Annotated in this window: 17 protein-coding genes and 1 tRNA gene; 10 read left to right on the forward strand and 8 right to left on the reverse strand. The window is 72.7% G+C overall.

All coding sequences use genetic code 11. The features are described from left to right. Positions 1 to 60 precede the first annotated feature (60 nt). The 3 genes from ACH4ZX_RS11705 to ACH4ZX_RS11715 all read right to left on the reverse strand — a co-directional run bounded on the left by ACH4ZX_RS11705 (position 61) and on the right by ACH4ZX_RS11715 (position 4,875). Positions 61 to 1,428: a PLP-dependent aminotransferase family protein gene (locus ACH4ZX_RS11705; protein ID WP_398271147.1), complete on the reverse strand. Its 1,368-nt coding sequence runs from the start codon at positions 1,426 to 1,428 to the stop codon at positions 61 to 63. A 195-nt stretch (positions 1,429 to 1,623) separates the two neighbouring features. Continuing rightward, positions 1,624 to 3,159: an aminopeptidase P family protein gene (locus ACH4ZX_RS11710; protein WP_398271150.1), complete on the reverse strand. Its 1,536-nt coding sequence runs from the start codon at positions 3,157 to 3,159 to the stop codon at positions 1,624 to 1,626. A 204-nt stretch (positions 3,160 to 3,363) separates the two neighbouring features. Continuing rightward, the gene (locus tag ACH4ZX_RS11715) at positions 3,364 to 4,875 is read right to left on the reverse strand and encodes a PP2C family protein-serine/threonine phosphatase (protein WP_398271153.1); all 1,512 of its coding nucleotides are present in this window, start codon (positions 4,873 to 4,875) and stop codon (positions 3,364 to 3,366) included. Between the two features lie 493 nt (positions 4,876 to 5,368). Between ACH4ZX_RS11715 and ACH4ZX_RS11720 the strand changes: the two genes are divergently transcribed. Then, positions 5,369 to 6,028, forward strand: coding sequence for a bifunctional DNA primase/polymerase (locus ACH4ZX_RS11720; protein ID WP_360746480.1), 660 nt, complete (start codon positions 5,369 to 5,371; stop codon positions 6,026 to 6,028). Positions 6,029 to 6,502: 474 nt separating this feature from the next. Here ACH4ZX_RS11720 and ACH4ZX_RS11725 read toward each other — a convergent pair whose 3' ends face one another. The 3 genes from ACH4ZX_RS11725 to ACH4ZX_RS11735 form a co-directional block, all read right to left on the reverse strand. Further along, a complete protein-coding gene (locus tag ACH4ZX_RS11725; protein ID WP_398271157.1) occupies positions 6,503 to 7,492 on the reverse strand; it encodes a DUF5926 family protein in 990 nt (329 codons plus the stop codon). Between the two features lie 241 nt (positions 7,493 to 7,733). Further along, positions 7,734 to 8,381, reverse strand: a complete 648-nt coding sequence (locus tag ACH4ZX_RS11730) for an ATP-binding protein (RefSeq protein WP_398271160.1) — start codon at positions 8,379 to 8,381, stop codon at positions 7,734 to 7,736. A 167-nt stretch (positions 8,382 to 8,548) separates the two neighbouring features. Then, entirely contained in the window at positions 8,549 to 9,376 is an 828-nt protein-coding gene (locus tag ACH4ZX_RS11735) for a glycerophosphodiester phosphodiesterase (RefSeq protein ID WP_398271163.1), read from the reverse strand. A gap of 248 nt (positions 9,377 to 9,624) precedes the next feature. On the opposite strand from ACH4ZX_RS11735, the gene ACH4ZX_RS11740 reads away from it, so the two are divergent. The 3 genes from ACH4ZX_RS11740 to ACH4ZX_RS11750 all read left to right on the forward strand — a co-directional run bounded on the left by ACH4ZX_RS11740 (position 9,625) and on the right by ACH4ZX_RS11750 (position 12,184). Then, positions 9,625 to 11,082, forward strand: a complete 1,458-nt coding sequence (locus ACH4ZX_RS11740) for a S1C family serine protease (RefSeq protein ID WP_398271166.1) — start codon at positions 9,625 to 9,627, stop codon at positions 11,080 to 11,082. A gap of 64 nt (positions 11,083 to 11,146) precedes the next feature. Next, a tRNA-Ser gene (locus ACH4ZX_RS11745) sits at positions 11,147 to 11,231 on the forward strand. 278 nt (positions 11,232 to 11,509) lie between these two features. After that, on the forward strand, positions 11,510 to 12,184 hold the full coding sequence (locus ACH4ZX_RS11750) for a hypothetical protein (protein ID WP_398271169.1): 675 nt from the start codon (positions 11,510 to 11,512) through the stop codon (positions 12,182 to 12,184). Between the two features lie 16 nt (positions 12,185 to 12,200). Here the strand turns inward: ACH4ZX_RS11750 and ACH4ZX_RS11755 are convergent, their stop codons facing one another. Further along, the gene (locus tag ACH4ZX_RS11755) at positions 12,201 to 13,067 is read right to left on the reverse strand and encodes a bifunctional DNA primase/polymerase (protein ID WP_398271171.1); all 867 of its coding nucleotides are present in this window, start codon (positions 13,065 to 13,067) and stop codon (positions 12,201 to 12,203) included. Between the two features lie 349 nt (positions 13,068 to 13,416). Between ACH4ZX_RS11755 and ACH4ZX_RS11760 the strand changes: the two genes are divergently transcribed. The 6 genes from ACH4ZX_RS11760 (at position 13,417) to ACH4ZX_RS11785 (ending at position 19,203) form a co-directional block, all read left to right on the forward strand. Further along, positions 13,417 to 13,728, forward strand: a complete 312-nt coding sequence (locus ACH4ZX_RS11760; RefSeq protein ID WP_398271173.1) for a hypothetical protein — start codon at positions 13,417 to 13,419, stop codon at positions 13,726 to 13,728. 226 nt (positions 13,729 to 13,954) lie between these two features. Beyond that, positions 13,955 to 14,983, forward strand: a complete 1,029-nt coding sequence (locus tag ACH4ZX_RS11765) for an OB-fold domain-containing protein (protein WP_398271175.1) — start codon at positions 13,955 to 13,957, stop codon at positions 14,981 to 14,983. Further along, positions 14,980 to 15,426, forward strand: coding sequence for a MaoC/PaaZ C-terminal domain-containing protein (locus ACH4ZX_RS11770; protein WP_398271177.1), 447 nt, complete (start codon positions 14,980 to 14,982; stop codon positions 15,424 to 15,426). Before ACH4ZX_RS11765 ends, ACH4ZX_RS11770 begins: the two co-directional genes overlap by 4 nt. Then, the gene (locus ACH4ZX_RS11775) at positions 15,423 to 16,589 is read left to right on the forward strand and encodes a lipid-transfer protein (protein WP_398271179.1); all 1,167 of its coding nucleotides are present in this window, start codon (positions 15,423 to 15,425) and stop codon (positions 16,587 to 16,589) included. The genes ACH4ZX_RS11770 and ACH4ZX_RS11775 overlap by 4 nt, the downstream gene beginning before the upstream one ends. A 260-nt stretch (positions 16,590 to 16,849) precedes the next feature. Next, positions 16,850 to 17,410, forward strand: a complete 561-nt coding sequence (locus ACH4ZX_RS11780; RefSeq protein ID WP_398271181.1) for a SigE family RNA polymerase sigma factor — start codon at positions 16,850 to 16,852, stop codon at positions 17,408 to 17,410. Positions 17,411 to 17,523: 113 nt separating this feature from the next. Next, entirely contained in the window at positions 17,524 to 19,203 is a 1,680-nt protein-coding gene (locus ACH4ZX_RS11785) for a long-chain fatty acid--CoA ligase (RefSeq protein WP_398271183.1), read from the forward strand. Positions 19,204 to 19,332: 129 nt separating this feature from the next. On the opposite strand, the gene ACH4ZX_RS11790 is transcribed toward ACH4ZX_RS11785, so the two are convergent. Next, positions 19,333 to 19,887, reverse strand: coding sequence for a hypothetical protein (locus ACH4ZX_RS11790; protein WP_398271185.1), 555 nt, complete (start codon positions 19,885 to 19,887; stop codon positions 19,333 to 19,335). Positions 19,888 to 19,921: the final 34 nt, after the last annotated feature.

Here is a 19,921-nt window from a genome sequence, read left to right on the forward strand (position 1 = left end):
GCTCGGCAGATCCAATCCGAACCCGCTCCGATGGCCCAACACGGGCCGGCGCCGGGCCGGTCAGGCTCCGTCCAGGACCTTGGCCAGCACCTCCAGCGCCTCCGGGTACACCCGTTCCCGCGGTGTCCCGTAGCCGACGACGAGCCCCTGCGGCCGTCCCTCGCCGGGGGTGTGCCAGTGGTCGCCGAGGTGCCCGACGGCCAACCCCTCCGCCTCGGCCCGCGCCAGGACGTCCGCCTCGTCGGCGACCTCCACGAGCGCGTGCAGCCCGGCCGCGATCCCGCGCACCGCGCGCCGGGAGCCGAGCCGGTCCAGGAGCTGGTCCCTGCGCCGCCGGTACCTCAGCCGGCCCGCGCGCACGTGCCGGTCGTAGGCGTGGCTGTCGATGAGCTCGGCGAGCGCCAGCTGGCCGATCGTCTCGGTGTGGTGGTCGCTGTGCAGCTTGGCATCGGCCACCGCGTCGACCAGGTCCGGCGGCAGCACCATCCAACCGAGCCGCAGCGCGGGGCCGAGGGTCTTGGAGGCGGTGCCGAGGTAGACGACCTGCCCGGGCGCCATGCCCTGGAGCGCGCCGACGGGCTGGCGGTCGTAGCGGAACTCCCCGTCGTAGTCGTCCTCGACGATCAGCCCGCCACGCGCGCGTGCCCAGTCCGTCAGCGCCCGCCGCCGCTCCGGGTGCAGCGTCACCCCGGTCGGGTACTGGTGCGCGGGGGTGGCGACGACCGCGCCGACGTCCCCCAACTCCTCCGCGCACACGCCGCGTCCGTCCACCCGCACCGGCACCACGGTCCCGCCGTTGTGCCGCACCACCTCCCGGTGGAAGGGCAGGCCGGGGTCCTCCATGGCGATCCCGGCGCCGCCCAGCACGCGGGTGAGGAGCGCGAGTCCCTGCACGTACCCGGAGGTGATCACGATCCGCTCGGGCGGCGCGATGACGCCCCGCGCCCGCCCCAGGTACCCCGACAGCGCCGTGCGCAGCTCGACGCGGCCGCGCGGGTCCCCGTAGTCGTACGCCAGCAGGGGCGCCGTCGCGATGGCGCGGCGCAGCGCGCGCAGCCAGGCCGCCGCCGGGAACGCCCCGACGTCCGGGCTGCCGGGCCTGAGGTCGAACCGGGGCACGCGCGCGTGCGCCGCCGCCTCCGGCGTGCCGGTGTCGACCGAGGGCAGCAAGGCCACCCGGGTGCCCGAGCCCTGGCGGGCGGTCAGATATCCCTCGGCGACGAGCTGGTCGTACGCCGCCTTGGCCGTGCCCCGCGAGATCCCGAGCTCGGTGGCGAGCCGCCGGGTGGCCGGCAGCCGGGTGCCGGGCGCGAGCCGGCCGTCCCGCACGGCGTCCCGCAGCGCCCGCTCAAGCCCGATGCGCCGGCCGTCCCCGGCCTCGGGTTCCAGATGCAGATCGACACCGACACCGGACCAGAAGTCCTCCACGAAGACCCTCCCCCTAGGTACGTGAATCCAGGCACGTGCGTCCGGGCACGCGCATCCGGGCATGTACGTCCGGGCACGCGCTTCCAGGCACGTGCGTCCAAGCACGCGCATCCGGGCATGTCGCATGACCGGGCACGTGCATCCGGGCACGTCAATGGCCGGGCACCCCACTGGTACCCGGCCATCCGCTGCGTATCAGCCCTTGCTGTCCTTGCTGTCCTTGCTGTCCTTGCCGTCCCTGCTGCCCGTCAGGGCGGCCATCCACGCCTCCACCTCGTCCGACCGGCGTGGCAGCGCGGCGCTGAGGTTCCGGTTGCCGTCCTCGGTGACCAGGATGTCGTCCTCGATGCGCACGCCGATGCCCCGGTACTCCTCGGGCACCGTCAGGTCGTCGGCCTGGAAGTACAGCCCCGGCTCGACGGTGAGCACCATGCCGGGCTCCAGCGTCCCGTCGACGTACGACTCCACGCGCGCGGCGGCGCAGTCGTGGACGTCCATGCCGAGCATGTGCCCGGTGCCGTGCAGCGTCCAGCGGCGCTGCAGCCCGAGCTCCAGCACCCGCTCCACGGGACCCTCGACCAGGCCCCACTCGACGAGCTTCTCGGTCAGCACGTGCTGCGCCGCGTCGTGGAAGTCGCGGAATTTGCCGCCCGGCCGCACGGCCGCGATGCCGGCCTCCTGGGCCTCGTACACCGCGTCGTAGATCTTCTTCTGGAGCTCGGTGAAGCGGCCGTTGACCGGCAGCGTGCGGGTGACGTCGGCCGTGTAGTAGGTGTGCGTCTCCACGCCCGCGTCCAGCAGGAGCAGGTCGCCGGAGCGCACGGGCCCGTCGTTGCGCACCCAGTGCAGGGTGCAGGCGTGCGGGCCCGCGGCGGCGATGGTGCCGTAGCCGACGTCGTTGCCCTCCACGCGCGCGCGGAGGAAGAACGTGCCCTCGATGTAGCGCTCGCTGGTGGCCTCGGCCCGGTCGAGGACCCGTACGACGTCCTCGAAGCCGCGCACGGTGGAGTCGACGGCCTTCTGCAGCTCGCCGATCTCGAACGCGTCCTTCACCAGCCGCGCCTCGGACAGGAAGACGCGCAGCTCCTCGTCGCGCTCGGCGGTGACCTTGTCGGTCAGGGCCGCCTCGATGCCGGCGTCGTAGCCGCGCACCACGCGCACGGGGCCGGTGGCCCCGCGCAGCTTGTCGGCGACTTCGCGCACGTCGGCGACCGGGATGCCGTACAGCTTCGCCGCCTCGGTCAGCGAGTGCCGGCGCCCCACCCACAGTTCGCCGTGGCCGGAGAGCCAGAACTCGCCGTTCTCGCGGTTCGAGCGGGGCAGCAGGTACAGCGTGGCGACATGGCCGTCCCCCTTCGGCTCCAGTACGAGTACGCCGTTCTCGGTCTGGTCGCCGGTGAGATAGGCGTATTCGACCGACGCGCGGAAGGGGTACTCCGTGTCGTTCGACCGGGTCTTGAGGTTGCCCGCGGGGATGACCAGACGCTCGCCCGGGAACCGTGCGGACAGCGCGGCGCGGCGGGCGGCGGTCTCGGCGGCCTGGGCGATCGGCCGCAGGTCGCGCTGCTCGGTGTCGGCCCAGCCGGACTTCATGTTCTCGGCCAGCTCGTCGGAGACACCTGGGTACAGGCCGTTCTTGCGCTGCTCGATCGGCTCTTCCTCGGAAGCCTCCGGGGCCGCTGCGGCAGCAGCTCCGTCGGTCACAGCCGAGAGCTCATCAGCCACGGTCATCCTCCTTGATACGGCACAGGACCGCTCCATCGTACGGTCGTACGGAAGGGGGCCCAGGCCGCGAGGACCTGTTACCGCGGGCAGCGGCGCGTCACCGCGCACGGCGGCACGCGCGTGCGGGGACGTGCGCGTGCAGAGACATGCCTTTGGAGACGTCTGTATGGCGGTGTACGTGCCGAGACGCGCGCCCCGGCTCGCCCGGGGTCAGTCGAAACGCGCCGCGAGCAGAACGACGTCGTCCGCGCTGTCGGCCGCGTCCAGCCCGTCGGGCAGCATCGTGCGCAGCACGTGGTCGGCGACCGCGTCGGGGTCGTGGCGCAGCACCCGGGGCACGCCGGCCGCCGCCGCGTGCAGCCGGGCGAAGGCGCGGTCGATCGCGTCGCCGGTGCGGTGCAGCAGCCCGTCGGTGTACAGCAGCACCGTCTCGCCGAGCCCCGCCCGCATCTCCACGCTCGGCGCCTCCCAGCAGGCGAGCATGCCGAGCGGCGCGGACACGGACGTCTCGACGAACTCCGTGCGGCCCTCGCCGAGCAGCAGCGGCGGGCAGTGCCCGGCACCGGCCAGCGTGATCTTGCGCAGCGCGGGCTCGCAGTAGCCGAACAGGGCGGTGGCGGAGCGGGCGGGCTCGGTGAGTCTGAGCAGCAGCTCCAGGTCGGACAGCACGGCGACCGGGTCCTCGCCCTCCATCACCGCGTACGCCCTGAGGCTCGCCCGCAGGCGGCCCATCGCGGCGACCGCGCTGGGCCCGGAGCCCGTCACCGAGCCGACCGCGAGACCCAGCGCCGCGTCCGGCAGCGGCAGCGCGTCGTACCAGTCGCCGCCCCCGCGCGGGCCGGTGCGGTGGCGCACGGCGAGCTGGACGCCGGCGACGCGGGGCAGCCGGGACGGCAGCAGCTCCTCGGCCATCGTCGCCACGCGGGTGCGGGCGCGTTCCACCTCCACCAGCCGGGCCAGGTGCTCACCGGCGTAGCGGGCGTACAGGCCGACGAGGTGACGCTGGCGTTCGCTCGGTTCGGCGGGCTCGTCGTACAGCCACACGGCGGCGCCGACGCGGCCCAGGGCGTCGCTGGCCAGGGGGAGGGCGTAGCTCGCGGCGTAGCCGAGGCGGGCGGCCACCTCGCGGTGGCGCGGGTCGAGCCCGTCCTCGGAGAGCAGGTCGGGCTGGGCGATCTCACGGTCGCAGCCCGGCAGTCCGTCCAGGATCCTCCCGTACGACATGGCGCTGCGCGGCACGGTCTCGATGTGACCGAGGTCCGCGTGGGCGAGACCCAGGCCGATCGTGGTGTCCGGCCCGAGCCCGTCGCCGGGCTCGAGCACGACGAGGCCGCGCCGGGCGCCCACGAGGGCGGACCCGGCGCGCAGCAGTTCGGTCAGGGCGTCCGAGAGCGCGTCCGTGCGCACCAGACGTTCGGTCAGTTCGTGGAGGGTCGTGAGGTCCGAGACCCAGCCGGCGAGGCGGTCCTGGAGCAGGGCGCAGGGCGGGTTTGGCGGCGTGACCGGCGAGGTACCCGAGACGACGGACACGGGCGCGACAGTGTGTGCGGGAGCCGGAACCGTTGAATCGATTCCGGCCACTTTCGGAGGGTGAGGGGCATTCATGGCAACCGGCTTTCCGACCGGTGCGTACTGCTCAAAAGCATCGCAAACCCCCATGTCGTTCTGCGCCGCTGGCAGTGTCTCCACATGTACACGCACTCGTAAGGGGATGTCCAGCATTGTCCTGCGGGGATTCCTGGTGTCCCTGAGGACTCAGTGGACCCCTTGCTAAAAAGCAAAGTTGGCCTAAAAATGACTCGGGCGACGGGGCATTGCGGTCGACTGGGTTTGCTCCACGGAGCGTCACAGCGGTCGTGATGGGTACGTACTCGGAGAAGGCCAGGGGCGGTTGGCAGTCGCCCGGAACCTGGTGACCGACCCGGGCGTCCTATCCACCGACGGCCGTGCCCCATCCTCCCGTGGCGGAGGCGAAGAGAAATACGCGCGACGCAAAACGCCAGACTTCGCCACCCCCACGCCACGGCCGTGCTTTTGACAGACGCAGCAAGGGCGAGGCTGCCGCGGACGCAGCCGACGCTCGGCCAAGAGGGGTTTCCCTGTGCTTCCGGCAGGGGTGTGACGCGCCAACAGGTACGCACAGTGAAGTGATCTACACATGGTGTGATGTGGCCCACGGTGTTGCCAGCGGTGCAACGGAAAGGAACGAGCGCTCATGCGCGAGATCCTCGGAAGGCGACGCAGGCTCCTGTCCCAGCGCAGCGACGGGAGGCCTGAGTCGATCAGCGCGGCCCTGACCTTCGCAGCCGGATGGCAGTGGCCCGTGCTCCCCGGCGTGACAGCGGACCTGAAGGGGCGCTGCGGCTGCCCCGACCCCGAGTGCACGGTGCCCGGTGCGCATCCCTTCGACCCCGGCCTGCTCGCGGCCACCGCCGACGCCCGCATGGTGCGCTGGTGGTGGACCAACCGCCCCACCGCGCCGATCATCCTGGCCACCGGCGGCAAGGCCCCCTGCGCGGTCAGCCTGCCGGCCCTCGCCGCCGCGCATGCCCTGACCGCCCTGGACCGCGCGGGCATGCGCCTGGGTCCGGTCGTCGCCTCGCCCAGCCGCTGGGCGATCCTCGTCAAGCCGTACTCCATGGAGCAGTTGGGCGAGCTGCTGTACGCCAAGGACTTCGTCCCCGGCTCCCTCCGCTTCCACGGCGAGGGCGGCTACATCGCGCTGCCCCCGTCCGAGACCGGCGAGGGCGAGATCCGCTGGGAGCGCGCGCCGCTGCCCGGCTCCGCCGCCCCCTGGGTGCCCGACGTCGAGGCCGTGGTGGACGCCGTCGTCGAGGCCATCACGCGTACGGGTGTGAGCGCGCCCGAGCTGTGACGGTGCCGGCCCGGGCGCGCGCGGGCCGTCGCCGTCGGCTGCACCGTCGCCGTCGGCTGCACCGTCGCCGTTGGCAGCCCCGTCGCTGTCGGCTGCACCGCCGCCTGCCGCCGTCGGCCGCACCACCGCCCGCCGGTGCTCTCTGACGCCCTCTGGCGCCAGTGAGCGTCCCGGAGCAGGCCGACGACGCCCGCGATCCGGCGTCAACACCCTTGCGGTAGCGGCCAGTTGACAGGCTGCGACCCTCTGTGAAGAACCGTGCACATGAAAAGACCCGGTTGCTGGCGACGGGGGATGCACCAGCAACCGGGCTACTGGAACGGTAACAAGAGATCGGCGGTTCGCAAATTCCATCCGGGCTTTCCAGTCACCTATCCGCTTGCCCGGCAAGGGAGTTGTGAGGGAAGTTTCCGGTCCGCGCGGGGGCCGGTCCGGCCGGACGGACGGCCGTCCGGACCCCCCCTCGCACGGCTGTCAGCTGAGCGTGACCTGCCGGTTGGTCAGGCCGCCGCGGGCCCGGCGCTCGTCGGCGGTCAGCGGGGCGTCCGCGGCGAGGGCGTCGGCCAGCCGCTCGGCGAACTCGGCCGCCGGCTTCTCCACGTCCTCCGCGCCGACCTCGCTCGGCAGGTCCCAGACCGGGACGGTGAGCCCGTGAGCGCGGAAGGAGCCCACGAGACGGGTGCCCTCGCCGAGGTTCGACCGGCCCGCCGCGTGCAGCCGCGCGAGGGCGTCCAGAAGCCGCTCCTCCTCGTGCGGCATGACCCACCGCAGATGGTTCTTCTCCGGCGTCCGGCACCAGTACGCGGCGTCCACGCCGGTCAGCCGGACCGTCGGGATGGCCGCGGCGTTGGCCCGCTCCAGGGAGGCGGTCACCTCCGGGGTCGCGTTCTCCGAGTCCGGGACCCAGAACTCGAAGCCGCTGTGCACAACTGGCTCGAAGGCGCCTTCGGGGTCGAGCAGATCCTGCAGCCGCGGACCGTCGGCGGGAGCGCGGCGGCCCTGGACCGGCGTGCCCGGCTCGGCCGTGAGGGCGCGCTGGAGGGTGTCGGCGAGGTCGCGGCTGATGTCGCCGGAGGCCGTGTCGTTCTGCAGGCCGAGCAGCACCGAGCCGTCGTCGCGGCGCAGCGCCGGCCAGGCCATCGGCAGCACCGTGGCGAGGGTGACCGACGGGACGCCCTCGGGCAGGTCGTCCTTGAGCGTCAGCTCCACCGTGGCCGCCGGGACCAGTTCGCGCAGCGCCACCCAGTCGCACTCGGCGGGCAGCCCCTCGAAGGGACGCTGCACCAGCTCGGTCACGGCCTGCGCGGCGGCCCGGCCGTGGCAGGCCTTGTAGCGGCGGCCGCTGCCGCACGGGCAGGGCTCGCGGGCGCCGACAACCGGAATCTGTCCATCAGCGCCTGCGGCGCCGGCCCCGACGCTGGTCTGGGGGCGCTTGGCCTTCGTCTGAGGTCGCTTCTTGGCCATCGTGGGGTCTCCCGGTTACGGCTTGTCTGGTACGGGCGGGAGCCTAGCCGTTCACGCCACGGGACACGGGAGCCTGTGGACGACGCGGCCCGCGTGCCGTCCGGGGCCGGGCGGAACGCCCCGCGGATGCCGGTCCAGGCCGCCGGGATGCCGGTCCAGGCCGCTTGGACGGTCGGTCCGGGTCGCCCATGGGTGGGCCCAGGTCGCCCGGAGGGTCGGTCCAGGTCGTCCGGAGGGTCAGTCAGTCCAGGTCGTCGAACGCGCCCGCGAAGTCCAGACCGGTCAGTCCGCGTATCGCGGACAGGGACGGGGCCGTGACACGCGTAGCGAAGTCGTCGCGGCGGTACCCGGCGTCCGGATCATGAACGTCCTGGTGGACCACCACCCATACGGTGACCTCACCGCGCACGTCGTCGCGTACGCCCCAGTCGTCGGCCAGCGCCGTGATGATGTTCAGCCCGCGGCCGCCGTGCGCGGTGACCGAGGGCGTGGCCGGTGCGGGCCGGGTGGGACCGCCGCCGTCCGTCACCTCCATCGTGAGCCTGCCGCACGGGTCGACCCGCCACGCGGCCCGGACGTCACCGTCCCCGGCCAGGGCGTCGCCCAGCGGCCGGCCGTGCTTGCACGCGTTGCTCAACAGCTCCGACAGAATCAGTACGGCATCGTCGATGACCGCTTCCGAGACCCCGCCCCTGCGCAGCTGCTCGCGCATCCGGTGCCTTGCCTCGCCCACGCCCGCAGGGCCATGGGGTACGGCCATGCTCGACGACGTGGGCACCTCCTGTGCCACCACCAACGCCACCCCCGAGACCTCCTTCGCCCCACGCCACGGTGTGGATGCCCCATTGGCCTGTACCGGAAACCGGCCAATCCCGGTGCGGTGACGCATTCGAAACGAGCGAACACACAGCGAACGCGCCGGAGCACTCCCCGTAGTCGTGTGGCTGGATTCTTGCGATGTGGCCGAGACTGAAGATGCTGTAGGTGTGTCGTGAGGTCAAGCTTTTCTTCAGAGGTCTTCACCGGTCGCCCCGCGGCCGGCCACCTGCGGCCCGGTCACCCGCGGAGCTGGTGCAGCACCGCCCGGGGCCGGTTGGTGATGATGGCGTCGACGCCCAGCTCGACGCAGAGATCCACGTCCTCGGGCTCGTTCACGGTCCACACGTGCACCTCGTGGCCGGCCCGTTTCAGCCGCTCCACGTAGGCCGGGTGGTTGCGCACGATCCGGATGCCGGGGCCCGCGATCCGGACACCGGCCGGCAGCCGTCCGTCGCGCAGCCGGGGCGAGACGAACTGCATCAGGTACACCGTCGGCAGCGTCGGCGAGGCGGCGCGCACGCGGTGCAGCGAGCGCGCCGAGAAGCTCATCACACGTACCGGCGACTCCTCGGCCGAGGCCGGCGCGTCCAGTCCGAACCGCTTCAGGAGCACCAGCAGCCGCTCCTCCACCTGCCCGGCCCAGCGGGTGGGGTGCTTGGTCTCCACGGCCAGTTCCACCCGGCGCCCCGCGTCCGCGACCAGCTCCAGCAGCCGCTCCAGGGTCAGCACGGCGGTGTGCTCGCGGTCCTCGGGCCGGTGCTCCCAGTCCGGCTCCTCGTCGCGCGTGCGCCAGGCGTCCCGCGTCTTCCAGGACCCGAAGTCCAGGGCGGCGAGATCGGCGAGCTCCAGCGCCGAGACCGCACCGCGGCCGTTGGACGTACGGTTGACGCGACGGTCGTGGACGCAGACGAGGTGGCCGTCCGCCGTGAGGCGTACGTCGCATTCGAGGGCGTCGGCACCGTCCTCGATCGCCTTCCGGTACGCGGCCAGGGTGTGCTCCGGGGCCTCTTCGGAGGCTCCGCGGTGGGCGACGACTTGGATCCGGTGCTGCCGTGCGAGGGTCACCGCGTCATGGTGCCACCGAGAAGGGGGTAAGCGTGCTCTCGGCGGAGTCGAGATTGCGCCCTTTTTGTCGTACATGACCCATATAAGGGATGGCCCCGTACTCACAGCAGCCGCTTATGGTGCCCTGACGGACCATGGGAAAAGCTGACGGCATACAAAAAGACGTGCACAGCTGCCGCGCGCCGGGCCGTCGACCAGCGTGAACCAGTGTGACCCAAGACAACAGCCGTGGATCGAGGAGAGAAGCTGTGAGCACCGAGAACGAGGGCACCGCGGTACCCCCGGCCCCGTCCGCACCTCCCGTGCCGGTGGATGCTCCCGCTCCCTCGGCGCCCGCCGCCCGCGAGGGCAGCGCACCTATGGCGCCGTTCACGCCGTCCCCCGCGGGCGGCCCCCAGGGCTACGGCCCCGCCGGCCCGGCCCCCGACGCGCAGGGCTACGGCCCGGCCGGTTCCGCCGGCCCGGCCGGCTCCGCCGCCGACGCCGCCTGGCCGCCCCCGCCCCCCGCCACCCCGTCCTACGCCGACGCGGGAGGCGACTCGGGCGGCGGCTGGGGCTCGCCCCACCAGCAGCCCGCGCCGAAGTCCGGCCGGGGACGCGGCGGCCTGGTCGCCGCGATCCTGGTGGCCGCGCTCGTCGCCGGCGGCCTGGGCGGCGGCCTCGGCTACACCCTGGCCAAGAACGACGACAACACCGGCTCGACCACGGTCTCCGCCTCCGACAGCGGCGGCTCCATCAAGCGCGACCCGGGCACGGTCGCGGCCGTCGCCGCCCGGGCGCTGCCCAGCACCGTCACCATCCAGGCGGAGTCCACCAGCGGCGAGGGTGGCACGGGCACCGGTTTCGTCTTCGACACCCAGGGCCACATCGTCACCAACAACCACGTCGTCGCCGACGCGGTCGACGGCGGCAAACTCACGGCGACCTTCCCGAACGGCAAGAAGTACGACGCCGAGGTCGTCGGCCACGCCCAGGGCTACGACGTGGCGGTCATCAAGCTCAAGAACGCCCCGTCCGACCTCAAGCCGCTGACGCTGGGCAACTCGGACAAGGTCGCCGTCGGCGACTCCACGATCGCCATCGGCGCCCCCTTCGGCCTGTCCAACACGGTGACGACGGGCATCATCAGCGCCAAGAACAGGCCCGTGGCCTCCAGCGACGGCACCGGCAGCAACGCCTCCTACATGAGCGCCCTGCAGACCGACGCGTCGATCAACCCGGGCAACTCCGGCGGGCCGCTCCTCGACGCCCAGGGCAACGTCATCGGCATCAACTCCGCGATCCAGTCCACCGGCAGCGGCGGCCTGGGCGGCACCAGCCAGTCCGGCTCGATCGGCCTGGGCTTCGCCATCCCGATCAACCAGGCCAAGTACGTCGCCCAGCAGCTGATCAAGACCGGCAAGCCGGTGTACGCGAAGATCGGCGCCTCAGTCTCCCTGGAGGACTCCTCCAACGGTGCGAAGATCACCGACCAGGGCTCGGGCGGCTCCGCCTCGGTCGAGCCGGGCGGTCCCGCCGCCAAGGCCGGCCTCAAGCCCGGTGACGTCATCACCAAGCTCGACGACACGGTGATCGACTCCGGCCCCACCCTGATCGGCGAGATCTGGACCCACCAGCCCGGCGACAAGGTCACGATCACCTACGAGCGCGGCGGCAAGTCCCGCACCGTCGACCTCACTCTCGGCGCCCGCGTCGGCGACAACTGACCCGCACACCCGCGCACCGACCCGTTACTCTTGTCCCCGCGCCGCCGATGACCGGCCGGCGCGGGGTGGGTTGCCCGAGCGGCCTAAGGGAACGGTCTTGAAAACCGTCGTGGCGCAAGTCACCGTGGGTTCAAATCCCACACCCACCGCAGTGTGACGCGGCCCCTGACCTGGCTTTCGGCCTCCGGTCGGGGGCCGTTCCCGTCCCGGGCGGCTGTGGCCCGTCCTCGGTGGCCCGGGGCGGAGACCGTCCGTGTGTCCCGGGTCTCCGCGTGTGGGGTGTCACGCCTGTCCGGGGGGTGTGACGGGTCTGTCCTGCGTCTGTGACATCCGTTCGCCGGGGGCTGTGGTGCGGTGGGGGCCGCTGCTACGTTCCCGCTCCGGGGTGCGGCCGATCGGGTCGTCCTTGAGCAGGGGGATGTCCCAGATGAACGCCGACCGTCTCAGACCCGCAGCCCTCGCGTTCACGGCCGTCGCGCTGGCCGCCGTCCTCACCGCCTGCCAGGAAGGCGGCGGAACCGGAGCGGCGGGCGACGGCGCGGCCGCCTCGTCGCCCGCCGCGTCCGCGTCCGCGTCCGCGTCCGCGGCCGGCGCGACGCCGAGCGGCGCCGCCGCGGCCACCCCCTCGGCCGGCAGGAGCGGCGGGGGCACGTCCGCCACGACCTCCGGCGCCGAGTCGGCCGCTTCCGTCAAGCCCGCCGCCCCGGCGAAGCCCGCCGCGTCCACCGCCGGCTGCGTCGACAAGGCGCCGACCCCGGACGAGGTCGATCCGGACGAGTTCGCCGTGTACCGCGTCGAGGAACTCGACGGCAGCACCGGCAAGGTGAACCTCGTCGTCCAGCACGGCGCCTGGGGGTGCCCCGGCGGGGACGGCGACGGCGTGCCCTTCGTCGTCACCGGGGAGGACAGCCGCTGGGCGCTGGACCAGGCCGCGTACGTCACCGCCACGAACCCCATCACGGACAGCAGCGCGAACCAGCGGATCGGCGTGCAGGAACTGATCGACTGGATCGACGCGCACCCCGACTCCGGCCTGGTGTTCCGGTACCAGACCGGTGCCGACGGCTCCATCGACCGGCTGGAGCAGGTCTACTCGCCCTGACGGTCACAGCTCACCGTCACGGCTGGCGCCCCGTCATGCGGGCCGCCGAGGCGATCGTCGCCCTCGCCTCGCGTTCGGACAGGCCGGTGTCGAGGGCCGCGTCGATCAGCGGGGCGACGAGCGCGGGGCCGATGCCGTTCTCGTAGGCGCGGCAGGCGGCCCAGAACAGGCGGGTGTTGCGCTGGCCCTCGTGCGCGGCGAGCACGAAGTGGATCAGGCCCTGGCCGTGGTCGCCGGCCGACGGGTGCGTCGCGGGGTGGAGGGGGCGCGGCGGCAGGAGCAGGCGCAGGAGGGCCGGCGGGCACGCCGCGGGGGCGAGGTGCGCGGTGCCGGGAGCCGTCGTGTACACGCCGTGGTCGGTCCGGGAGCCGGGGCCGACGAGGTAGCCGCCCGCGCCCCGGATGTCGATGCCGGGGGCGAGGCGGCCGGCGGAGTTGGGCACGGCGACGTCGGGCGGGCCGGTCAGCCACAGGTGGCGGCCGCCGCTCGGGGTGAGGACGACGACCGTGTCGGGGATGGTGAACAGGTGGCGCAGCGCCAGTTCCCGCAGCGCCGCCGAGGAGTCCGTGCCCGACTTGGTGTCGAGGTCGATCCCGATGAGGTGGTGGGGCGGAAGGCCGCAGGCGATGCCGTAGCCGGTGGCCCAGGGGGCGGCGGCGAACATCTCGCGGATGCGGGCCGGGTCGGTCGAGGCGTCGTACACCCCGTGGCCGAAGCGGCCGCACTCGCCGTGACAGGGGCGGGGGTCGGGGTCGTCGCGGTGGGGGGAGCGCAGGGCCGGGAGTTTCGTGCGGGTCAGCGGGATGACGGCCAGGCCGCGTTCGGCGGCTGACAGGGCGTGCGCGAGGGCCAGCGTCGTGGCCTGCCGGTCGGTGGTGGCCATACTTCCATGCTCGTACGCGCGTTCGAAAAAGGGAAGAGGGGGTGGTTGCGACACGCCGGGGTGGAGGTCGGGGGTGGGGTCTCTGCCGGAACGCTTCACCCCTTGCGACGCTTGGGGTGGGGGTCGCACGGTCTGTCCTGGTCCGGGGTCGGAAGTGGCGAAAGGGGTTTATCGGCATGCCGTAGCACTTGGGGGCGAATCGCGGCTTCCGGGGTGGTTCGCCGGGGATGCGGTGGGCAACCCTGGTCTTGCGACGTCGTGCACAGTGTCGGGGCGGTCGGCCGACTGCCCCGGTGACAGGCCTACTTGACGGACCTCCGGCCAGGAAGCCGGATTCTGGAGGAAGCACATGGCAAGCATCCGTACCGCCCGCGTCATCGCCGCCGTCTCCGCCCTCCCGCTGGCAGCCGCCCTGTTCACCGGAGTCGCGGCGGCGGACAACGGCGCCTTCGCGGACGACGGCTCGAACGCGGGAGTCGCGAGCGTCGTCGGAAGCGGTGTCGGGCTCGACAACTACGGCAACTCGTCCACCACGCAGCAGAACGCGGTCGGCCCCGGCGCCACGAACCAGAGCAACGCCGTCCAGGTCAACGGCTCCGATCGCACGGCCGTCCAGCAGGGCAACGGGAACGTCGCCATCCACTTCGCTCCGATGTGGTGAGCCGACGGCCCTGACCTCGGGGCCGGGGGGACGTGCTTTGCAAGGGTCGTAAGGCGTCTGCGCGGCGGTTGCGGCGGTACTCCGGTGCCGCCGCGCAGACGTATGCCCGCGTGGGTGATCTCCTTGACAGCTCAAGGTTTCTGACGGACAGTCAGAAACATCCGGGGCGGCGGAGCGGTGCCGCCCGGGACGGGCGGTCACGACGGGCGGTCACGGCGAGGGGGCGATGGTGAGCGGAGAGCCGGAGGCGGAGGGGAGCGATGGCCTGGAGGCGCGGCTGAAGGCGTACGAGGGCCGGGCGGCGGCCGTGGCGTGCCGGGGCAAGGACCCCGTCAACGCGCCCATGATCCGGCACTGGTGCGAGGCCATGGGAGACACCCACCCCGCCTACGCCGGCCCCGACCCCGTCGCCCCGCCCACCATGCTCCAGGTGTGGACCATGGGCGGCCTCTCCGGTCACGGGCGACACGCGCGGGCGTACGACGAACTGCTCGGCCTGCTCGACGAGGCGGGCTGCACCGCGGTCGTCGCCACCGACTGCGAGCAGGAGTACGTCCGGCCCCTGCGCCCCGGCGACGAGATCACCTTCGACGCGGTGATCGAGTCGGTCTCCGGGCCCAAGACGACCCGACTGGGGACGGGCTGGTTCGTCACGACCCGCACGGACGTGCGGGTGGGCGCCGACCTGGCGGGCACGCACCGCTTCCGCATCCTCAAGTACGCCCCCGCGCGCCCGCGCACCGGCCCCACGCCCACCGGCTCCCCAGACGCCGGCCCCCCGCGCACCGGCCCCCCGCGCACCGGCCCCACGAGCACCCGCCCCCCGCGCACCGCGTCCCCGCGCACCGCGTCCCCGCGCCCCCGTCCGGTCGTCAACCGCGACAACGCCGGCTTCTGGGAGGGCGTCGCGCGGCGCCGTCTGCTGATCCAGCGGTGCGCGGGCTGCGGCGTCCTGCGCTTCCCGTGGCTGCCGGGGTGCGGCGCCTGCGGCTGCCCCGACTGGGACACGGTCGAGGCGAGCGGCGAGGGGACGGTCTATTCGTACGTCGTCGTGCACCATCCGTCCGTCCCGGGCTTCGACCCGCCCTACGCGGTGGCGCTGGTCGAACTCGCGGAGGGCGTCCGCATGGTCGGCAACGTCGTGGGGGTGCCCTGCGACGACGTGCGGATCGGGCTGCCGGTGCGGCTCGCGTTCCGGGCCGGCGGCGAGGATCCGGTGCTGCCGGTGTTCCGTCCCCGGGAGGAGGCCGCATGAGGGCCGGCGAGAAGCTCCCGCCGCTCACGATCCCGGTCACCCGCACCCTGATCGTCGCCGGGGCCGTCGCCTCACGCGACTTCCAGGACGTGCACCACGACGCCGAACGGGCCCGCGAGAAGGGTTCCCCGGACATCTTCATGAACATCCTGACGACCAACGGCCTGGTCGGCCGCTACGTCACCGACCACTTCGGCCCTACGTCCGTGCTGCGCAAGGTGGCCATACGGCTCGGGGCGCCCAACCATCCGGGCGACACGATGGTGCTGACGGGCACGGTCGAGGAGGTCGACGGCGACACCGCGACGGTCCGGGTGGTCGGCTCGAACAGCGTCGGCGATCACGTCACGGGCACGGTGACGGTCACGGTGACGGGCACGGTGAGGGCCGCGGTGACGGGCACGGTGAGGGCCGCGGTCCCCGCCTCGGGCGGCGCGTCATGAGCCTGCGCGCGCCGGACGCCCTCGGCGGGCGGGCGGCCGTCGTCGGCATCGGGGCCACGGAGTTCTCCAAGGACTCCGGGCGCAGTGAGCTGCGGCTGGCCGCCGAGGCGGTGCGGGCCGCGCTGCGGGACGCCGGACTGCGGCCGGCCGACGTCGACGGAATGGTCACGTTCACCATGGACACCAGCCCGGAGATCACCGTGGCCCAGGCCTGCGGGATCGGCGAGCTGTCCTTCTTCTCCCGCGTCCACTACGGCGGCGGGGCGGCCTGCGCGACCGTCCAGCAGGCGGCACTGGCGGTGGCGGCGGGCGTGGCGGAGGTCGTGGTCTGCTACCGCGCCTTCAACGAGCGGTCGGGGCGCAGGTTCGGCTCCGGGGTACGGCACCGGGAACCGTCGGCGGAAGGCGCGGCGCTCGGCTGGGTCCTGCCGTTCGGGCTGCTGACCCCGGCGTCCTGGGTGGCCATGGCGGCCCGGCGCTACCTGCATGCCCACGGGCTGACCCCGGAGGTGTTCGGGCACGTGGCCGTGGTGGACCGCGAGCACGCGGCGACGAACCCGGCGGCGTACTTCCACGGACGGCCGATCACCCTCGCCGACCACGCGGCCTCGCGCTGGATCGTGGAGCCGCTCCGGCTCCTGGACTGCTGCCAGGAGACCGACGGCGGCCAGGCCGTCGTCGTCACCTCCCTGGAACGGGCCCGCGACCTGCCCCACCCGCCCGCCGTCGTCGCGGCGGCCGCCCAGGGCTCGGGCCGCGCACAGGAGCAGATGACCAGCTTCTACCGGGACGATCTGACCGGGCTGCCGGAGATGGGCGTGGTGGCGCGCCAGCTGTGGCGGACGGCGGGCCGGGGACCGGCCGACATCGACGTGGCGATCCTGTACGACCACTTCACCCCCTTCGTGGTGATGCAGCTGGAGGAGTTCGGGTTCTGCGGGAGGGGGGAGGCGGCGGACTTCGTGGCCGCGCGCACGGTGCCGCTGAACACGCACGGCGGGCAGCTGGGGGAGGCGTACCTGCACGGGATGAACGGCATCGCGGAGGGCGTGCGGCAAGTGCGGGGCACCGCCGTCAACCAGGCGCCGGGTGCGGAGAACGTACTGGTCACGGCGGGCACGGGAGTGCCGACATCGGCCCTGCTGCTGACCGCCGACGGCTGAGCGCGCCGCCCGGGCTCCCCCGTCGGGCGCTCCGGGCTCCCCCTCGGGCGCTCCCGGAGCACCCCTCGGGCGCGCCCAGGGACACGCACCCAGAGAAACGCGCCCAGGGACACGCACCCAGGGGTGAACCCGCAGTGTGCCGGGGCCGATCGTCCACCTCCAGTAGGTGGGGCCGGCCCCACCCCTACAACCTGAGGCGGATTCCGCTTCGGGACCTGCGGCCGATCCGCCGGGCCCGCGCCGCTCCTAGCGTGGACGTCATGACCACACCCGTCTGCACCAGCGCCTCGACCGCCGCCGAACCGGCGACGCAGACTCTGCCCTATCCGTCGTTCTCGTCGTACGTCAGGGCGCGTCAGCCGGTGCTGCTGCGCACCGCCCGCTCGCTGACCGCGAACCCGAGCGACGCGGAGGACCTGCTGCAGACCGCGCTCGCCAAGACGTACGTCGCCTGGGAGCGGATCGAGGACCACCGCGCCCTCGACGGCTACGTGCGCCGGGCGCTGCTGAACACCCGCACCTCGCAGTGGCGCAAGCGCAAGGTCGACGAGTTCGTGTGCGACGAGCTGCCCGAGCCGGAGCCGGTGCCCGGCGGCGACGACCCGGCCGAGCAGCAGGCACTGCACGACGCGATGTGGCGGGCGATCATGAAGCTGCCCGCCCGGCAGCGGGCGATGGTCGTCCTCAGGTACTACGAGGACCTCAGCGAGACCCAGACGGCCGCGGTCCTGGGGGTGTCGGTGGGCACGGTGAAGTCGGCGGTCTCGCGTGCCCTCGGCAAGCTGCGGGACGACCCTGAGCTGGGGCTTGTGCGGAAATGAACCGTCCCGATCCTATTTGGGGTGCCGATCCGGGCAGATCGATCACCGTCGGCTAGTGACATACCGCGCGGTATGTGCGCAGAATCAGCGCACACCTTACCGCCGCGTTGGCAATGTCGCCCCGGGAGGACACCGTGCTGAGCACGATGCAGGACGTACCGCTGCTGATCTCGAGGATCCTGACCCACGGGTCCACGGTCCACGGCACATCGCAGGTGACCACCTGGACAGGCGAGAGCGAGCCGCACCGCCGTTCCTTCGCGGACATCGGTGCCCGGGCGGCCCAGCTGGCGCACGCCCTGCGCGACGACCTCGGCGTCGTGGACGACGACCGGGTGGCCACCCTCATGTGGAACAACGCCGAGCACGTCGAGGCCTACTTCGCGATCCCCTCCATGGGCGCGGTGCTGCACACCCTCAACCTCCGCCTCCCCGCGGAGCAGCTGGTCTGGATCGTCGGCCACGCGGCCGACAAGGTCGTCATCGTCAACGGCTCGCTGCTGCCGCTGCTGGCCCCGCTGCTGCCCCGCCTGACGTCGGTCGAGCACGTGGTGGTGTCCGGCCCGGGCGACCGCTCGCTGCTCGCCGGGTCCTCCGTGACCGTGCACGAGTACGAGGACCTGATCGCCGGCAAGCCGACCGGCTACGACTGGCCGGAGCTGGACGAGCGCCGGGCCGCCTCCATGTGCTACACCTCCGGCACCACCGGCGACCCCAAGGGCGTGGTGTACAGCCACCGTTCGATCTACCTGCACTCGATGCAGGTCAACATGGCCCAGTCGATGGGGCTGACCGACCAGGACACGTCGCTGGTGGTGGTCCCGCAGTTCCACGTCAACGCCTGGGGCCTGCCGCACGCCACCTTCATGACCGGCGTGAACATGCTGATGCCGGACCGCTTCCTCCAGCCGGCCCCCATCGCCGGGATGATCGAGACCGAGAAGCCGACGCACGCGGCCGCCGTGCCCACCATCTGGCAGGGACTGCTCGCCGAGCTCACCGCCAAGCCGCGCGACGTCTCCTCGCTCACCCAGGTCACCATCGGCGGCTCGGCCTGCCCGCCCTCCCTCATGGCGGCCTTCGACGACCTGGGCATGCGGGTCTGCCACGCCTGGGGCATGACGGAGACCTCGCCGCTGGGCACGATCGCCCGCCCGCCGGCGCACGCGGTCGGCACCGACGAGGAGTTCGCCTACCGGCTCACCCAGGGCCGCTTCCCGGCCGGTGTCGAGGGACGGCTGACCGGCCCCGGCGGCGAGCGCCTGCCCTGGGACGGCGAGTCGGCCGGTGAACTGGAGGTGCGCGGCCCGTGGATCGCGGGCGCCTACTACAACGGCCCCGACGCCGAACCGCTGCGCCCCGCCGACAAGTTCAGCGAGGACGGGTGGCTGAAGACGGGCGACGTCGGCACCATCTCCCCCGACGGCTTCCTCACCCTCACCGACCGGGCCAAGGACGTCATCAAGTCCGGCGGCGAGTGGATCTCCTCCGTCGACCTGGAGAACGCCCTCATGTCCCACCCGGACGTCGCCGAGGCCGCCGTCGTCGCGGTCCCCGACGAGAAGTGGGGCGAGCGCCCGCTGGCCACCGTCGTCCTGAAGGAGGGCGCCACCGCCGACTTCGCCTCCCTGCGCGCCTTCCTGGCCGCCGAGGGCAAGATCGCCAAGTGGCAGCTCCCGGAGCGCTGGACGATCATCGAGTCGGTGCCGAAGACGAGCGTGGGCAAGTTCGACAAGAAGAAGATCCGTGAGGCACACAGGCTGGGCCAGCTGGACGTGACGACGCTCAGCTGACCTCACGCGACCGGCCGGCTGCCGAGGCCCGCGGTTTCGCCGCGGGCGTGACAGCCGGCCGGCTCCCCGGTGTCCACCGCGCCGCCCGCATCCTCATCCGCGGCCGGCCTCGGTGAACGGGGCGGCGCGTCACATGGGCGTCCGCGTCACCTTCAGGTCGTATTCGAAAGCGGGCTGGCAGGACAGCGACGAGGTCTCGCCGAGGACGTCGACGGTGAGGCCGTAGCTGAGCTGCCGGTGAACTCCGTGGGTGGCGACGACCCAGGTGGGCTCCCGGTAGACGTTGTGGATCCGGGTCGTCTCGCCGGTGAGCGCGTAGGTGCCGCGGATCGTCGCCGTTCCCGCGTCACCGCCGTTCTCGCCGAAGTGCTCGATGGGCACGTCGGCTGAGACCGAACCGTTCACGAACAACTGCGCGGGTTCAGAGCCGCCGCCGTACTCCCCGTCGGGTCCTTGGATGTTGACCGACGCGAAGGAGCCGTACTGGGAGTTGTCGTACAGATCCACCAGGATGGACCTGTCTCCCGCCTGGCCCTGGCAGGACAGCACGTGACCCCTCTCGTACGAGGTCGTCGCGCCGCTGCCCGCCTCGGCGGACGCCGCCTGCGCCGTCATGGCGGGAAGGCCCGCGGCCATGACCGCGACGCCGGCCACCAGGGCCGCGCGCATCGCATTCTTCTTCACAACTCGCCTCCGTAGAAAGTTGAACAACCATTCC

Source organism: Streptomyces sp. NPDC020490, from assembly GCF_044335305.1.
In the GTDB taxonomy this organism is placed as follows: domain Bacteria; phylum Actinomycetota; class Actinomycetes; order Streptomycetales; family Streptomycetaceae; genus Streptomyces.

Excerpts from the sequence above, each read along its gene's own strand:
- ACH4ZX_RS11710 (WP_398271150.1), bottom strand. The coding sequence starts at position 3,159 with ATGACCGTGGCTGATGAGCTCTCGGCTGTGACCGACGGAGCTGCTGCC.
- ACH4ZX_RS11715 (WP_398271153.1), bottom strand. The coding sequence starts at position 4,875 with ATGCTGGACATCCCCTTACGAGTGCGTGTACATGTGGAGACACTGCCA.
- ACH4ZX_RS11720 (WP_360746480.1), top strand. The coding sequence starts at position 5,369 with ATGCGCGAGATCCTCGGAAGGCGACGCAGGCTCCTGTCCCAGCGCAGC.
- ACH4ZX_RS11725 (WP_398271157.1), bottom strand. The coding sequence starts at position 7,492 with ATGGCCAAGAAGCGACCTCAGACGAAGGCCAAGCGCCCCCAGACCAGC.
- ACH4ZX_RS11730 (WP_398271160.1), bottom strand. The coding sequence starts at position 8,381 with ATGCGTCACCGCACCGGGATTGGCCGGTTTCCGGTACAGGCCAATGGG.
- ACH4ZX_RS11750 (WP_398271169.1), top strand. The coding sequence starts at position 11,510 with ATGAACGCCGACCGTCTCAGACCCGCAGCCCTCGCGTTCACGGCCGTC.
- ACH4ZX_RS11755 (WP_398271171.1), bottom strand. The coding sequence starts at position 13,067 with ATGGCCACCACCGACCGGCAGGCCACGACGCTGGCCCTCGCGCACGCC.
- ACH4ZX_RS11760 (WP_398271173.1), top strand. The coding sequence starts at position 13,417 with ATGGCAAGCATCCGTACCGCCCGCGTCATCGCCGCCGTCTCCGCCCTC.
- ACH4ZX_RS11765 (WP_398271175.1), top strand. The coding sequence starts at position 13,955 with ATGGTGAGCGGAGAGCCGGAGGCGGAGGGGAGCGATGGCCTGGAGGCG.
- ACH4ZX_RS11770 (WP_398271177.1), top strand. The coding sequence starts at position 14,980 with ATGAGGGCCGGCGAGAAGCTCCCGCCGCTCACGATCCCGGTCACCCGC.
- ACH4ZX_RS11775 (WP_398271179.1), top strand. The coding sequence starts at position 15,423 with ATGAGCCTGCGCGCGCCGGACGCCCTCGGCGGGCGGGCGGCCGTCGTC.
- ACH4ZX_RS11780 (WP_398271181.1), top strand. The coding sequence starts at position 16,850 with ATGACCACACCCGTCTGCACCAGCGCCTCGACCGCCGCCGAACCGGCG.
- ACH4ZX_RS11785 (WP_398271183.1), top strand. The coding sequence starts at position 17,524 with ATGTCGCCCCGGGAGGACACCGTGCTGAGCACGATGCAGGACGTACCG.